13 protein-coding genes are annotated in these 14953 nt (G+C 67.9%); 3 read left to right on the forward strand and 10 right to left on the reverse strand.

The features are described from left to right. Positions 1–2: 2 nt before the first annotated feature. The 7 genes from AC1Q9M_RS01115 to scpA form a co-directional block, all read right to left on the reverse strand. Positions 3–290 carry a hypothetical protein gene (locus AC1Q9M_RS01115; RefSeq protein WP_492432023.1) on the reverse strand — a complete coding sequence of 96 codons (288 nt, stop codon included), beginning with the start codon at positions 288–290 and terminating at the stop codon, positions 3–5. Positions 291–439: 149 nt separating this feature from the next. After that, on the reverse strand, positions 440–931 hold the full coding sequence (locus tag AC1Q9M_RS01120; RefSeq protein ID WP_382324543.1) for a VOC family protein: 492 nt from the start codon (positions 929–931) through the stop codon (positions 440–442). Between the two features lie 3 nt (positions 932–934). Continuing rightward, a complete protein-coding gene (locus tag AC1Q9M_RS01125; RefSeq protein ID WP_444686457.1) occupies positions 935–1522 on the reverse strand; it encodes a class I SAM-dependent methyltransferase in 588 nt (195 codons plus the stop codon). Between the two features lie 83 nt (positions 1523–1605). Continuing rightward, on the reverse strand, positions 1606–3654 hold the full coding sequence (locus AC1Q9M_RS01130) for an acetyl-CoA carboxylase biotin carboxylase subunit (RefSeq protein WP_382324539.1): 2049 nt from the start codon (positions 3652–3654) through the stop codon (positions 1606–1608). A 137-nt stretch (positions 3655–3791) separates the two neighbouring features. Further along, positions 3792–5324: an acyl-CoA carboxylase subunit beta gene (locus AC1Q9M_RS01135; RefSeq protein ID WP_291116648.1), complete on the reverse strand. Its 1533-nt coding sequence runs from the start codon at positions 5322–5324 to the stop codon at positions 3792–3794. A 26-nt stretch (positions 5325–5350) separates the two neighbouring features. After that, a complete protein-coding gene (meaB, locus tag AC1Q9M_RS01140) occupies positions 5351–6355 on the reverse strand; it encodes a methylmalonyl Co-A mutase-associated GTPase MeaB (protein ID WP_492432026.1) in 1005 nt (334 codons plus the stop codon). Beyond that, on the reverse strand, positions 6352–8508 hold the full coding sequence (gene scpA / locus AC1Q9M_RS01145; RefSeq protein ID WP_492432028.1) for a methylmalonyl-CoA mutase: 2157 nt from the start codon (positions 8506–8508) through the stop codon (positions 6352–6354). Before scpA ends, meaB begins: the two co-directional genes overlap by 4 nt. A gap of 131 nt (positions 8509–8639) precedes the next feature. Here scpA and AC1Q9M_RS01150 point away from each other — a divergent pair, with 131 nt between their 5' ends. Beyond that, complete coding sequence (locus tag AC1Q9M_RS01150; RefSeq protein ID WP_382324537.1) at positions 8640–9275, forward strand: GntR family transcriptional regulator; 636 nt, start codon at positions 8640–8642, stop codon at positions 9273–9275. Between the two features lie 103 nt (positions 9276–9378). Further along, positions 9379–10263, forward strand: a complete 885-nt coding sequence (locus tag AC1Q9M_RS01155) for a Dyp-type peroxidase (protein WP_492432030.1) — start codon at positions 9379–9381, stop codon at positions 10261–10263. A 3-nt stretch (positions 10264–10266) separates the two neighbouring features. Here the strand turns inward: AC1Q9M_RS01155 and dusA are convergent, their stop codons facing one another. Continuing rightward, positions 10267–11274 (reverse strand): tRNA dihydrouridine(20/20a) synthase DusA, encoded by a 1008-nt coding sequence (dusA, locus tag AC1Q9M_RS01160; RefSeq protein ID WP_492432680.1) that lies wholly within the window; start codon positions 11272–11274, stop codon positions 10267–10269. Positions 11275–11562: 288 nt separating this feature from the next. On the opposite strand from dusA, the gene AC1Q9M_RS01165 reads away from it, so the two are divergent. Next, positions 11563–12036 (forward strand): hypothetical protein, encoded by a 474-nt coding sequence (locus AC1Q9M_RS01165; protein WP_382324531.1) that lies wholly within the window; start codon positions 11563–11565, stop codon positions 12034–12036. Between the two features lie 140 nt (positions 12037–12176). Here the strand turns inward: AC1Q9M_RS01165 and AC1Q9M_RS01170 are convergent, their stop codons facing one another. Then, complete coding sequence (locus AC1Q9M_RS01170; protein WP_444686454.1) at positions 12177–13106, reverse strand: hypothetical protein; 930 nt, start codon at positions 13104–13106, stop codon at positions 12177–12179. A 108-nt stretch (positions 13107–13214) separates the two neighbouring features. After that, the gene (locus AC1Q9M_RS01175) at positions 13215–14933 is read right to left on the reverse strand and encodes a cation:proton antiporter domain-containing protein (protein ID WP_492432033.1); all 1719 of its coding nucleotides are present in this window, start codon (positions 14931–14933) and stop codon (positions 13215–13217) included. Between the last annotated feature and the right edge of the window lie 20 nt (positions 14934–14953).

Raw genomic sequence — 14953 nt, forward strand, 5'->3', positions numbered from 1 at the left:
GCTCAGTGCAGACCGGCGATGCCGGACTGGCGGGCTTCGAAATGCCGGAACAGCTGCACGGCCATCATCCGCAGCGTGTCGTCGGCCATGTTGTGGGCATGCGCAAGTTGTTCCAGCGCGTAGCGGCGGTCGCAGATCATCAGCGCCCGGCTCACGCACATGCCCTGGGACGACATGCGCAGGCAGAAGTGCTCCAGCAGTTCGGCGGGCCAGGCGGGCGCCATGCCCCGCCCCAGCCAGCTGGACGCGCTGGCAAGGTCGTTCGAATCTTGGCCGGGTGACGGGTTCATGCGGAACTCCTGCGACAAGGGGTGGGCCGCGCCACCCTTGGCACAGCCTTCACAGGTCACAAGATTAAGTTCGCGGCCCGGGCCGCGGTGCGCCGAACAGCGCCCGAAAAGCCGCCCTGCTCCGGGCGCTCGGCCGCTCGTCCCGGGAATCAGGCCGGCTGGGCGGCCAGGCGCGCGAACGCGTCCACCACTTCGGGGGGCGCCTGCACCAGTTCGATCAGCACGCCCTCGCCCGCGATGGGGAATTCCTCATTCGCCTTGGGGTGCAGGAAGGTGATGTCGAAGCCCGCCGCGCCCTGGCGGATGCCGCCCGGCGCAAAGCGCACGCCCTGGGCGCCGAGCCACTGCACGGCGGTGGGCAGGTCGTCGATCCACAGGCCGATGTGGTTGAGCGGCGTGGTGTGCACCGCCGGCTTCTTCTCGGGGTCCAGCGGCTGCATCAGGTCGACCTCGACCTTGAACGGGCCGGCGCCGATGGCGCAGATGTCCTCGTCCACGTTCTCGCGTTCGCTGCGGAAGGTGCCCGTGACCTCCAGGCCCAGCATGTCGACCCAGAGCTTCTGCAGGCGCTGCTTGTCGGGCCCGCCGATGGCGATCTGCTGGATGCCCAGCACCTTGAAAGGACGTGAGGAGGAAGGCATGTCTCAATGAACTCCGTTGAGGGAAACGGGCGCGCGCTCCAGCGCCCAGACCGTGGCCGGTGGCAGGTTGGCCCAGACCGAGGCCGAGCGCCGCCAGTGCCAGCCCGGGGGAATGCCGTTGAAGGGCCGCAGGTGCGGCGCCGCGTAGGTGTACTGGATCAGGCGCGAGCCCGGCTGGCGGCCGATCAAGCTCAGCATGGCGTTCACGCACTCGCGGGCTTCGTCACGCGGCATGGACAGCAGCGGCAGGGACGACACCAGCGTGACGGGCGAGCGCGCCTCGATCGTGAGCTGGTTCACGTCGGAGGCACAGTGGTTGAGCACCTCGGCCAGCGGGAAGGCGTGGCGCAGCAGGCGGGCGAAGTCGGGGTCGCGCTCGATCACCACGAAACGCTCCAGCGCCGCGAACGACATGGCCAGCTCGCGCGTGATGGCACCGGTGCCCGCGCCCACCTCGATCAGCACGCCAGGCTGGCTGCGCCAGACCTCGCTCACGATGGCCCGGGCCAGTGCCCGGGAAGCCGGTGCGATGGCACCCATGCGGCGCGGATCGCGCAAACATCCCAGGGCGAAAGCCAGACCATGCTTCATGCGAATCCTTCAGAGCCGGGTGGCTTTGCAGGTTAGCGCATTTCACGGCCCGCTGTCCGTATCCAAAGGTGCCCACCCGCGCCTCAACCGAATTCGACGATCGGCTGGTCCACCACCAGCGACTCGCCCATCTTCGCCAGCACCTTGGAGACCACGCCGTCGGCGGCGGCGAACAGCACGTTTTCCATCTTCATGGCCTCGATCACGGCCACGCGCTCGCCGGCCTGCACCTTCTGGCCCGGCTGCACCGCCACCTCGACCAGCAGGCCCGGCATGGGCGAGAGCACGTATTTGCTCATGTCGGCCGGCGCCTTGAACGGCATGAGGGCGTGCAGCTCGGCCATGCGCGGCGACACCACCATGGTCTCGATGCGCGTGCCGTTGTGCTGCACCACCAGGGCCAGCGGGTTGCGCGGCGTGCCGCGCTCGATCTGCGCCGTGTAGGGCTGGCCGTTGCAGGTGCCGGTCACGCAGATGTCGTTCAGGCGCGAGGGGCTGGACATCGCGTAGCGCTTGCCGTCCACGGTCACCACGGCCGAGCCGAGCTGGCCCACCACCTCGTCCACATGCACGGACTTGTAGGCGTGTTCGCCCTGGGCGTCGAGCACGATCACCGAGTAGTCGTGGCCCACCTTCACGCCATAGCCGGGCAACTGGCCCGACAGGCCAGCCGCGCGCTCGCGCGACTTGCGCCGCACGAAGGCGGCCAGGGCGACGAGGAAGTCCGGGTCGCTGTGCGGCACGTCTTCGGCGCGGAAACCCTGGCCATAGTGCTCGGCGATGAAACCGGTGTTGAAGTCGCCCGCGACGAATTTCGGGTGCGCCAGCAGCGCGGCCTGGAAGGGAATGTTGCTGCTGATGCCCCGGATCACGAAGCCATTGAGCGCCTCGCGCATCTTGGCAATCGCGTCCAGCCGGTCCTTGCCGTGCACGATGAGCTTGGCGATCATCGAGTCGTAGAACATCGGAATCTCGCCACCGTCCTGCACACCGGTGTCCACGCGCACGCCGAGCAGATCGGCGGTGTTGCCCTGGAACATGGTCTGCGCCGGCGGCGCGAAACGCACCAGACGGCCGGTGCTGGGCAGGAAGTTGCGGAACGGGTCCTCGGCGTTGATGCGGCATTCGATGGCCCAGCCGTTGCGCTGCACCTGGGCCTGCGTCAGCGGCAGCTTCTCGCCGGCCGCCACGCGGATCATCAGCTCCACCAGGTCCAGCCCGGTGATGCACTCCGTCACCGGGTGCTCGACCTGCAGGCGCGTGTTCATCTCCAGGAAGTAGAAGTCCTGGTTCTTGCCGACCACGAACTCCACCGTGCCCGCGCTCTGGTACTTCACCGCCTTGGCCAGGGCCACGGCCTGCTCGCCCATGGCCTTGCGCGTGGCCTCCGAGATGAAGGGCGATGGCGCCTCTTCGATCACCTTCTGGTGGCGGCGCTGGATGGAGCATTCACGCTCGTTGAGGTAGATCACGTTGCCGTGCGAATCGCCCAGCACCTGGATCTCGATGTGGCGCGGCTCCTGCACGAACTTCTCGATGAAGATGCGGTCGTCGCCGAAGCTGTTGCGCGCCTCGTTGCGGCAACTGGTGAACCCCTCCAGCGCTTCCTTGTCGTTGAAGGCCACGCGCAGGCCCTTGCCGCCGCCGCCCGCGCTGGCCTTGATCATCACGGGGTAGCCGATGTCGCGGGCGATCTCCACCGCGCGGTCGGCGGATTCGATCGCGTCGTTCCAGCCCGGGATGGTGTTGACCTTGGCGGCGTTGGCCAGCTTCTTCGAAGCGATCTTGTCGCCCATGGCCGCGATGCTGAAGTGCTTGGGACCGATGAAGGCCATGCCCTCGTCTTCCACGCGCTTGGCGAAGGCCTCGTTCTCCGACAGGAAGCCATAGCCCGGGTGGATGGCCTGGGCGCCGGTGCGCTTGGCGGCCTCGATGATCTTGTCCGCGACCAGGTAGGACTCGCGCGAGGGCGCGGGGCCGAGCAGCACGGCCTCGTCGGCCAGCTGCACGTGGCGCGCCTCCTTGTCGGCCTCGGAATACACCGCCACCGTGGCGATGCCCATCTTCTTCGCGGTGGCGATCACGCGGCAGGCGATCTCGCCGCGGTTGGCAATCAGGATCTTGGTAAACATCATTTGTCCAATCTGTTCTTTACCGACTCATGTCCGGAGCAACATTCCAGAAGTGCCGCGGAACCGGCTTTGCCGGGCCGCTGGCGCTGCCCACTTGAGGGGGTGACGCGCGAAGCGCGGCGCGGTGGTGGGCCTGTTCACAGCGGAATGTTGCCGTGCTTGCGCCACGGGTTCTCGAGCTTCTTGTCCTTCAGCATCACCAGGCTGCGGCAGATGCGCTTGCGCGTCTCGTGCGGCAGGATGACGTCGTCGATGAAGCCGCGCGCGCCCGCCACGAAGGGGTTGGCGAAGCGGGCCTTGTACTCGGCCTCGCGCTGCGCGAGCTTGACCGGGTCCTTCTTCTCTTCGCGGAAGATGATCTCCACCGCGCCCTTGGCGCCCATCACCGCGATCTCGGCGTTGGGCCAGGCGAAATTCACGTCGCCGCGCAGGTGCTTGGAGCTCATCACGTCGTAGGCGCCGCCGTAGGCCTTGCGCGTGATCACGGTGATCTTGGGCACTGTGCACTCGGCGTACGCGTAGAGCAGCTTGGCGCCGTGCTTGATGATGCCGCCGTACTCCTGCGAGGTGCCGGGCATGAAGCCGGGCACGTCCACGAAGGTAACCACCGGGATGTTGAAGGCATCGCAGAAGCGCACGAAGCGCGCGGCCTTGATCGAGCTCTTGATGTCCAGGCAGCCGGCCAGCACCAGCGGCTGGTTGGCCACGATGCCCACGGTCTGGCCGTCCATGCGGGCGAAGCCGATCAGGATGTTCTTGGCGTACTCGGGCTGCAGCTCGAAGAAGTCGCCGTCGTCCACCGTCTTGACGATGAGCTCCTTCATGTCGTACGGCTTGTTCGGGTTCTCGGGCACCAGCGAGTCCAGGCTCAGTTCCATGCGGTCGATCGGGTCGCCGCTGGGGCGCACCGGCGCCTTCTCGCGGTTGTTGAGCGGCAGGTAGTTGTAGAGGCGGCGCAGCATCAGCAGCGCCTCCACGTCGTTCTCGAAGGCCAGGTCGGCCACACCGCTCTTGGTGGTGTGCGTGATGGCACCGCCCAGTTCCTCGGAGGTCACCTCCTCGTGCGTCACCGTCTTCACCACCTCGGGGCCGGTGACGAACATGTAGCTCGAGTCCTTGACCATGAAGATGAAGTCGGTCATGGCGGGTGAGTACACCGCGCCGCCGGCCGAGGGGCCCATGATCATGCTGATCTGCGGCACCACGCCCGAGGCCATCACGTTGCGCTGGAACACGTCGGCATAACCGCCGAGCGAGGCCACGCCTTCCTGGATGCGCGCGCCGCCCGAGTCGTTCAGGCCGATCACCGGCGCGCCGACCTTCATCGCCTGGTCCATCACCTTGCAGATCTTCTCCGCGTGCGCTTCGGACAGCGCGCCGCCGAAGACGGTGAAGTCCTGGCTGAACACGAACACCAGGCGGCCGTTGATCATGCCGTAGCCCGTCACCACGCCGTCGCCGGGGATCTTGTTGTCCTGCATGCCGAAGTCAGTGCAGCGGTGCTCGACGAACATGTCCCACTCTTCGAAAGTGCCCTCGTCGAGCAGCACCTCCAGCCGCTCGCGCGCGCTCAGCTTGCCCTTGGCGTGCTGCGCGGCGATGCGCTTCTCGCCACCGCCCAGCCGCGCCGCGGCGCGCTTGCGTTCGAGTTGTTCAAGGATGTCCTGCATGGTGGTTCTCCGGAGGAAACGGTCGGTCAGTCAAAGAGGTCGAGCAGCTGGCGCGCCGCGGTGGACGGCGGCAGTTCGCCCGCCAGCACCCGGCGGGTGGTCTCGTCGAGGTCGGCGCGCACCTGGGGGTGCGCGCGGAAGCGTTGTTTGAGGCCGGCGTCGATGCGTTCCCACATCCAGGCGCGGGCCTGTTGCTGGCGGCGCTGGGCGAGCTGGCCGTTGCCGGTCTGCAGCGCGCGAAAACGCGAGACTTCGGCCCAGAAGGCGTCCACGCCCCGGCCTTGCAGCGCGCTGAGCTGGATCACCTGCGGGTGCCAGAGGCCGTCGTTGTGGTGCGCGTGCTCGGGGTGGCCATGCAGGCCGAGCAGGCGCAGCGAGGAGGTGATCTGCGCGCGCGCGCGCGTGGCGGCGTCGGGGTCCAGGTCGGCCTTGTTGATGACCACCAGGTCGGCCAGCTCCATCACGCCCTTCTTGATCGCCTGCAGGTCGTCGCCCGCGTTGGGCAGCTGCATCAGCACGAACATGTCCGTCATGCCGCTCACCGCGGTCTCGCTCTGGCCCACGCCCACGGTCTCGACGATCACGATGTCGTGGCCGGCCGCTTCGCAGACCATCATGGCCTCGCGCGTCTTTTCGGCCACGCCGCCCAGCGTGCCGCTGCTCGGGCTGGGCCGGATGTAGGCCTGGTCGTGCACCGAGAGTTTTTCCATGCGCGTCTTGTCGCCCAGGATCGAGCCGCCCGAGACGGAAGAGGACGGGTCGATGGTCAGCACCGCCACGCGGTGCCCCTTCCCGATCAGGTACAGGCCCAGCGCCTCGATGAAGGTGCTCTTGCCCACGCCCGGCACGCCGCTGATGCCCAGGCGCAATGCGTTCCCGGTGTGCGGCAGCAAGGCGGTGAGCAGCTCGTCGCCCTGGGCACGGTGGTCCGCGCGGGTGGACTCCAGCAGCGTGATGGCCTTGGCCATGGCGCGGCGCTGCGTGGCAGGCGCGCCACGCACGATGCCTTCCAGCAATGCCTGAGGGGTCACCCCAAAGCCTTCCGGATCTGCTCCAGCACGTCTTTCGCGCTCGCCGGGATCGGCGTGCCCGGGCCGTAGATGCCCTTGACGCCCGACTCGTACAGGAAGTCGTAGTCCTGGCGCGGGATCACGCCGCCCACGAACACGATGATGTCGTCCGCGCCCTGCTTCTTCAGCTCGGCGATGATGGCCGGCACCAGGGTCTTGTGGCCGGCGGCCAGGGTGGACACGCCCACCGCGTGCACGTCGTTCTCGATCGCCTGGCGCGCGCATTCTTCGGGCGTCTGGAACAGCGGACCCATGTCGACGTCGAAGCCGAGGTCGGCGAACGCCGTGGCCACCACCTTGGCGCCCCGGTCGTGGCCGTCCTGCCCGAGCTTGCTGATCATCACGCGCGGCCGGCGGCCCTGCTCCTCGGCGAAGGTGTTGATCTCGGTCTTGAGGGCTTCCCAGCCCTCGGCGGAATCGTAGGCAGCTGCGTACACACCGGTCACCTTTTGCGTATCGGCGCGGTGGCGCCCGTAAATCTTCTCCAGCGCATCGCTCACCTCGCCCACCGTGGCGCGCAGGCGGATGGCCTGGATCGACAGGTCCAGCAGGTTGCCCTCGCCGCTGTCGGCCGCAGCGGTCAGCGCCTCCAGCGCGGCCTGCACCTTCGCCGCGTCGCGCGTGGCCTTGATCTGTTTCAGGCGGGCGATCTGCCCGTCGCGCACCGCCACGTTGTCGATGTCGCGCGCCTCGATCGGGTCTTCCTGCTTGAGCTTGTACTTGTTGACGCCGACGATCACGTCCTTGCCGGAGTCGATGCGCGCCTGCTTCTCGGCGGCGGCGGCTTCGATCTTGAGCTTGGCCCAGCCGCTGTCCACCGCCTTGGTCATGCCGCCCATGGCCTCGACCTCCTCGATGATGGCCCAGGCCTTGTCGGCCATCTCCTGCGTGAGGCTCTCCATCATGTAGCTGCCGGCCCAGGGATCCACCACGTTGGTGATGTGCGTCTCTTCCTGGATGATGAGCTGCGTGTTGCGCGCGATGCGCGCGCTGAACTCGGTGGGCAGCGCGATGGCTTCGTCGAACGAGTTGGTGTGCAGCGACTGCGTGCCGCCGAACACCGCGGCCATGGCCTCGATGGCGGTGCGCACCACGTTGTTGTAAGGGTCCTGTTCGGTGAGCGACCAGCCCGAGGTCTGGCAGTGCGTGCGCAGCATCAGGCTCTTGGGGTTCCTGGCGTTGAAGCCCTTCATGATGCGCGTCCACAGCAGGCGGGCGGCGCGCATCTTGGCGATCTCCAGGTAGAAGTTCATGCCGATCGCCCAGAAGAAAGACAGGCGCCCGGCGAAGTCGTCCACGTCCATGCCCTTGGCGATCGCGGTCTTCACATACTCCTTGCCATCGGCCAGCGTGAAGGCCAGCTCCAGCGCCTGGTTGGCGCCGGCTTCCTGCATGTGGTAGCCCGAGATCGAGATCGAGTTGAACTTCGGCATGTGCTGCGCCGTGTACTCGATGATGTCGCCGATGATCTTCATCGACGGCTCGGGCGGGAAGATGTAGGTGTTGCGGACCATGAACTCCTTGAGGATGTCGTTCTGGATGGTGCCGCTGAGCTGGTCCTGCCCAACCCCCTGCTCCTCCGCCGCCACCACATAACCCGCCAGCACGGGCAGCACCGCGCCGTTCATGGTCATGGACACGCTCACCTTGTCCAGCGGGATCTGGTCGAACAGAATCTTCATGTCCTCCACGCTGTCGATCGCCACGCCGGCCTTGCCCACGTCGCCGGTGACGCGCGGGTGGTCGCTGTCGTAGCCCCGGTGCGTGGCCAGGTCGAACGCGACCGAGACGCCCTGCCCGCCCGCGGCCAGGGCCTTGCGGTAGAAGGCGTTGCTCTCTTCGGCGGTGGAGAAGCCCGCGTATTGGCGGATCGTCCACGGCCGCACCGCGTACATGGTGGCCTGCGGGCCACGGATGAAGGGCTCGAAGCCCGGCAGGGTGTTGGTGTGCGGCAGCCCGGCCGTGTCTTCGGCGGTGTACAGCGGCTTGACGCGAATGCCGTCGGGCGTGACCCAGTCCAACGCCGAGACATCGCCACCGGGCGCGGATTTGCGGGCCGCCTGAGCCCAGGCTTCCAGGGTGGCTGCGTTGAATTCGGGCTGTTTCTGGCTCATGGCAAAACTCGGTTTGGACGGGATCAGGACCGCCGGGATTCTACATGATTCATAATTATTGATGCAAAATATTCCTATTGGCTTACAATGCCGGCCTGTGTCCCACACCCCCGATTGACCCCTCCCTGACCATGTCCGCTTTGTCGCTTTCGCCCCGCGCCCTGTACGAAGAAGTCGCCGAGCTGCTGCGCCAGCGCATCTTCCGCCGCGAGCTCGAGCCCGGCAGCTGGATCGACGAGCTCAAGCTCGCCGAGGAATACGGCATCAGCCGCACCCCGCTGCGCGAGGCGCTCAAGGTGCTGGCCGCCGAAGGCCTGGTCACGATGAAGGTGCGGCGCGGCGCCTACGTCACCGAAGTGTCCGAGAAAGACCTTGCGGATGTCTACCACCTGCTGGCCCTGCTGGAGTCGGACGCGGCCGGCGTGGTGGCCGCGCGCGCCAGCGACGAGGAGCTGGCCAGCCTGCAGGCCTTGCACCAGGAACTGGAAGCCGCCGTGGGCGAGCGCGACCGCTTCTTCGCGCTCAACGAGCAGTTCCACATGCGCGTGCTCGAACTCGCGCGCAACCGCTGGCGCGAGCAGATGGTGGCCGACCTGCGCAAGGTGATGAAGCTCAACCGCCACAACTCGCTGCTCAAGAGCGGGCGCATCGAGGAGTCGCTGGCCGAGCACCGCGCCATCGTGGCCGCGCTCACGCAGCGCGACGCCGCGTTGACGGTGCAGCGCATGCGCGAGCACTTCGAGAACGGCCTGGAAGCCGCGGCCTGACCGGTGCCGGCCCACGGGCCGCTGGTAAAGTCCCGCCTGCCTTTCTGCCGCGCGGCTTGCGCCCGCGCGGCGCGCCGCCATCGCCCCATTCCCAGAACAACCCATGTCCGTTCCACTCCCTGCCCAACCCGGCATCCTCCAGCCCATTCCCACCCAGGCCCGCTACCTCAGTTGCCAATTGCGCATCGGCGCCACCCCCCAGGCCGTGCTGCGCGAACTCGCTGCTTTCGCCGATGGCGAAGCGACCGTCGTTGGCCTGGGCGAGTCGCTGGTGCGTGCGCTCGGCACGCAGGTCCCTGGGCTCAAAAGCTTCCCTCAGATCGAGGGCGCGCTCGTCAAACTGCCGGCCACGCCCATCGACCTCCTAATCTGGTTGCGTGGCAGCGACCGCGGGGAACTGTTGCTGCGCAGCCGCCAGCTGGAGGCCTTGCTGGCGTCGGCCTTCGAGCTGCGCGCCATCACCGACGCCTTCAGCCACCGCACCAACCACGACCTCAGCGGCTACGAAGACGGCACGGAAAACCCGCAGGGCGAGGACGCGCTCGCCGCGGCCCTGGTGGCCCAGGGCCCGCTCGCGGGCAGCAGCTTCCTGGCGGTGCAGCGCTGGCGCCACCAGTTGAGCCATTTCGCCGCCATGCCCGAGCTGCAACGCGACCACGTCTTCGGCCGCGCCCACCACAACAACGAAGAACTCGACGACGCACCGGCCTCGGCGCACGTGAAGCGCACGGCCCAGGAAGACTTCGAGCCGCCGGCGTTCGTGCTGCGCCGTGCCATGCCCTGGGCGGAGGGCAACGAAGGCGGCTCCATGTTCACCGCCTTCGGCCACTCGTTCGATGCCTACGAAGCCCTGCTGCGCCGCATGTCGGGCGCGGAGGACGGCGTGGTCGACGCCCTCTTCTCCTTCACGGAACCGGAAACCGGGGCCTACTTCTGGTGCCCGCCCCTGCACCAGGGCCGCATCGACCTGCGCGCCGTGGGGCTCTGAGCCTCAGGCGCCCACCAGGCCGTCGGTTTCGGCTTCCTGGCCCACGTGGGCCTGGGCCATGGCCCACACCTCGCGCGGAGGCAGTGGTTTCAGGCGGTGGTCGCTCCAGACCTGGCGCCAGCGCCGCGCGCCGCGCAACCCGTGGCGCAGGCCCAGCATGTGGCGCGCGATCGCGTACCAGGGACAACCGTCTTCCAGGAAGGCGCGCTCCATGTAGGCCACCATCTGCTCTTCCACCGCTTCGCGCGTCACGGTGGACGGCGCGGCGCCGAAGAAGGCCTCGTCCCAGCCGGTGAGCACCCAGGGGTTGTGGTACGCCTCGCGGCCGACCATCACGCCATCGACCGCACTCAGGTGCTCGGCGATCTGCGCGTTGGTGGTGAAGCCGCCATTGATGGCAAAGGTGAGTTGCGGAAAGTCCTGCTTGAGGCGGTGCGCGAGTTCGTAGCGCAGCGGCGGAATCTCGCGGTTCTCTTTCGGCGAGAGGCCGTCCAGCCAGGCGTTGCGCGCGTGCACCAGGAACACGCCGCAGCCGGCCTCGCTCACGGTCCCGACGAAATCGCGCACGAAGTCGTAGCTCTCGACCCGGTCGATACCGATGCGGTGTTTGACGGTGACGGGAATCGAGACAGCGTCCACCATGGCCTTGACCCCGTCGGCCACGGTCTGCGGCTCGGCCATCAGGCAGGCGCCGAAGGCGCCGCGCTGCACGCGGTCGCTCGGGCAGCCGCAGTTGAGGTTGATCTCGTCGTAGCCCCATTGCTCGCCCAGGCGCGCGGCGCTCGCGAGCTCGGCGGCGTCGCTGCCCCCGAGCTGCAAGGCCACCGGGTGTTCCTCGGCGTTGAAACGCAGGTGGCGTTGCACGCTGCCGTGGGTGAGCGCGCCCGTGGTCACCATCTCGGTGTACAGCAGGGTGTGCTTCGAGAGCAGGCGATGCAGGTAGCGGCAGTGGCGGTCGGTCCAGTCCATCATGGGCGCGACGGACAGGCGCCAGGGACTCGGAACTTGCAGGGTGGGATGTGGTTGCACCCCGGTATTTTCTCACCCCGGCGAGCAGGCAAAAGAAAACCCGCCGAAGCGGGTTGAACCTCCTGGCGGAGGGAAGCTCGGGGGGAGGGAGCTTCGGAGACTTGGTGTGACAGTCACGCCAGTATTCCGGCGCTGCCGCAGGCCCCTTGTCGGAGAGTTGCCGACGCGCTTGTAGGACGGGAGGAGATTCGCCGCGCCAGGGGTGGAAGCGGCCGGGTTGCACCACCACAATGGGCCATGCATACACCCACACGACCCCATCTGAACCTCTTGGCTTGCGCCCTCGCCGCGCTGGCGCTGGCCGGCTGTGCCGCCGCAGAACAAAGGGTGGATCTGCAACCGCCTGTGGCCAGCGGTGCCGGTGTGCAGGTGCAGGACTCGCGGCATGACACCGATCTGAAACTCAAGACGGACACCGGCACCCTGCCCGTCGAGATCCGGCCCCCGGTCGCCGAGGCCCTGCGGAACTGGGTGGCCGCCAGCTACACCGGGCCTCAACCCTTTTACGTGGGCTTGCAGCGCCTGGAGCTGCAGCACCAGGGCGGCCTGGCCTCGGGAGACGAACTGTCCTGCACCGTGGAATCGCAGGTGCGCGTGGGTGGTGAGGTGGGGCGGCCCGTGCGCACCCGGGTGCACAACAACGCCCGGCTAACACCCGATGCCACCAGCGCGGTCCAGCTCATCGTCTCGCAATGCCTGGAAGCCCACGCCAGGGACATCAACGCGCCGACGGGCAGCCGCTAGGCTGCCCGCCTTCGTGATCGTCCGATCAGAACATCAGGGCGATCAGGATGATGATGGGGATGGGGACACCGAGGAAAAACAGCAGCAGGGATTGCATGGAAGGCTCCTTGGAAAGGTGAAGGGGTGTGCAGGGCGGGAACTCAGGCCCGATCGCGCTGGCGGCCACCGAAGGTTGCGGCCAGGCTGGCGAAGAAGGCGCCGATCAGCAAGGAGACGAACAGCCACAGCGCGCCATAGGCCGACGCCTTGCGCGCCTTGTCGGCCGCCTCGCGCGCGGCGGTTTCGGCTTCGCGGGCCTTGATCTGCATCCGCCCGAAGGTGTCGGTCACGCGCTTCTGTGCGTCCTGCGCGCTGACGCCGGTGCGCAAGGCCACCTGCTGGCCGAGGTAGCTGGCGTCCTCGGGCGGCAAGGCGCCGTTCTTCAGGGCCGTGAGGAAGATGCCCGAAGCATCGGCAGCGATCGCGGCAGGCGACGGGTTCACCATCAGCACGCCCGGGGCGCCGGCCGTCGACGCCGCCGCCGCGTCGGTCCGGAACAGCGTGCCGACAAAGTAGTCCAGGTCGGCCTCGCCGTCCTTTTCACCATCGGCCTTGTCCGCCACCTGGGCCACCGCCGCACCCGCGCCACCGGCCGCCACCGTGGCGCCGGCGTTCACACCGGTGCCCACGATCGCACCGATCACCGAGGTGAGCAGCGTTGCCGTGGCCAGGGTCGCCACCGCCCAGGCCAGGAAGCCGTGCGCGGTGTCGCGGAAGTAGACCTCGTCGGCCTGCGTGCCGGCCCAGCGCGTGCGCAGCCGACCGGCCAGATAGCCGCCCATGCCAGAGGCCACCAGTTGGGTGAAGGAAATCCAGAGGATGGTCGAGACGCCGAAGGTGGCGGCACCGATGCCCTGCTGCACCCAGGGCGAGACCGATGCCAGCCCCAGCCCTGTGCCCAGGATGAGCAGGATCAGCGAGAGCGCGGCCGCGCCGGCCGCGCCGGCGAACACCGCGGGCCAGGACACCGCGTGCTCGGATGCCGGCGCCACGGCGATGTCGTCGAATGTGGGCGAATGGGTCAATGCCATGATGGGCCTCCTGTTGGAATGTCAGGCCATCATGGGTGGCGCCCTCATGGGCGCCTGTCGGACGGGTGCGCGAAGGCGTGTAGGACCGGCCCTGGTGCCGATCCGAGGTCAGGCCGCGGCGCGCGCGCCCGGGTTCGCGAGCTGGGAATGCTCGATCACGTAGCGCGTCATCGACTGCGCCAGCTCTTCCTCACCCAGGAAGACCTTGCCGGCGACTTCTTTCTCGAGCAGGCCGGCCTCTTCCTCGCTGTGCGTGCGCACCACGGTCTGAATCTCGGGATTGAGGGCGCGGGCGGTGGCGATCATCTGCCGCACGTTGAGCGTGTCGGGCGTGGCGATCACCAGCATGCCGGCGCGCGCGATGTGGGCCTGGATCAGCACCGCCGGGTCCGCCGCGTCGCCGAACACGGCAGCAATGCCGCGCTCGCGCAGCCGCTCGACGATGTCGCGATTCTCTTCGGCCACCACATAGGGCAAATGCTGTTCATCCAGCGCGGCGGCGATGCGCCGCCCCACCCGGCCGTAACCCACCAGCACCACCTGGCGCGAAAGAAATTTCTCGTGCGTGGTCATGGGCAGTTCGGCCAACGGGTCGTCGCGCTGTTCCAGTTTGCGTGCGAACTCGGAGTTCTTGCGCAGCCATTCCTGCAGCGGGTTGATGGCCTTGAACCACAGCGGGTTGGTGGCGATGGAGATGAGCGCACCCGCCAGCACCAGGCTCTGCCCCTCGGGCGGCAGCAGGCCCAGCGATGCCCCCAGGCCGACCAGGATGAAGGAGAACTCGCCGATCTGCGCCAGGCTGGCGGAGACGGTGAGCGCGGTGTTGAGTGGGTAGCGCATGGCCACCACCAGGGCGGCGGCGGCCACCGACTTGCCCACGATGATGATCAGCACCACGCCGAGCACCTGCAGCGGGCGCTCGATCAGCACGGCGGGGTTGAACAGCATGCCCACCGAGACGAAGAACAGCACCGCGAAGGCATCGCGCAGCGGCAGCGACTCTTCGGCCGCGCGGTGGCTGAACTCCGATTCGCGCAGCACCATGCCGGCGAAGAAGGCACCCAGCGCGAACGACACGCCGAACAGCGCCGCCGAGGCGAACGCGATGCTCACCGCCGCCGCCACCACGCACAGCGTGAACAGCTCGCGCGAACCGGTGCGCGTGACCTGCCACAGCAGCCAGGGGAACACCCGGCGCCCCACCACCAGCATCAGCGCCACGAAGCCACCCACCTGCAGCAGGGTGAAGCCCAGCGTGCGCCAGATCGAATCGAGATCGCCGTCCGAGCCCTTGCCGCCCAGGAAGCCCGCCAGCGGCGGCAGCAGCACCAGCACCAGCACCATGGCCAGGTCTTCCACCACCAGCCAGCCCACCGCGATGCGGCCCGTGAAGGAATCGAGAATGCCCAGGCTCTCCAGCGCCCGCAGCAGCACCACAGTGCTGGCTACCGAGAGCGACACGCCGAACACCAGCGCCGAGCCGAAGCTCCAGTCCCACCACCACATGGCCATGCCGATGCCCATCAGCGTGGCGACCGCCATCTGCACCACCGCGCCGGGCAAGGCGATCTTGCGCACCGAGAGCAGGTCTTCCAGGGAAAAATGCAGGCCCACGCCGAACATCAGCAGCATCACACCGATCTCGGCGAGCTGGGCGGCGATGCCGGCGTCGGCCACGAAGCCCGGCGTGAACGGTCCGATGATCACACCCGCCAGCAGGTAGCCCACCAGCGCGGGCAGGCGCACCTTGGCCGCCAGGAAGCCGAGGATCAGTGCCAGACCCAGGCCCGCAGCAATGGTGTTGATCAGTGAAACGCTGTGCGGCATGGGCCGGAAACTCCTTGGCG

The organism is Hydrogenophaga sp. GW823-FHT04C09, assembly GCF_058796355.1.

Coding starts and splice junctions, on each gene's coding strand:
- AC1Q9M_RS01155 (WP_492432030.1), top strand. CDS start 9,379: ATGTCCGTTCCACTCCCTGCCCAACCCGGCATCCTCCAGCCCATTCCC.
- AC1Q9M_RS01150 (WP_382324537.1), top strand. CDS start 8,640: ATGTCCGCTTTGTCGCTTTCGCCCCGCGCCCTGTACGAAGAAGTCGCC.
- AC1Q9M_RS01125 (WP_444686457.1), bottom strand. CDS start 1,522: ATGAAGCATGGTCTGGCTTTCGCCCTGGGATGTTTGCGCGATCCGCGC.
- scpA (WP_492432028.1), bottom strand. CDS start 8,508: ATGAGCCAGAAACAGCCCGAATTCAACGCAGCCACCCTGGAAGCCTGG.
- AC1Q9M_RS01135 (WP_291116648.1), bottom strand. CDS start 5,324: ATGCAGGACATCCTTGAACAACTCGAACGCAAGCGCGCCGCGGCGCGG.
- AC1Q9M_RS01175 (WP_492432033.1), bottom strand. CDS start 14,933: ATGCCGCACAGCGTTTCACTGATCAACACCATTGCTGCGGGCCTGGGT.
- AC1Q9M_RS01130 (WP_382324539.1), bottom strand. CDS start 3,654: ATGTTTACCAAGATCCTGATTGCCAACCGCGGCGAGATCGCCTGCCGC.
- AC1Q9M_RS01120 (WP_382324543.1), bottom strand. CDS start 931: ATGCCTTCCTCCTCACGTCCTTTCAAGGTGCTGGGCATCCAGCAGATC.
- AC1Q9M_RS01170 (WP_444686454.1), bottom strand. CDS start 13,106: ATGGCATTGACCCATTCGCCCACATTCGACGACATCGCCGTGGCGCCG.
- AC1Q9M_RS01115 (WP_492432023.1), bottom strand. CDS start 290: ATGAACCCGTCACCCGGCCAAGATTCGAACGACCTTGCCAGCGCGTCC.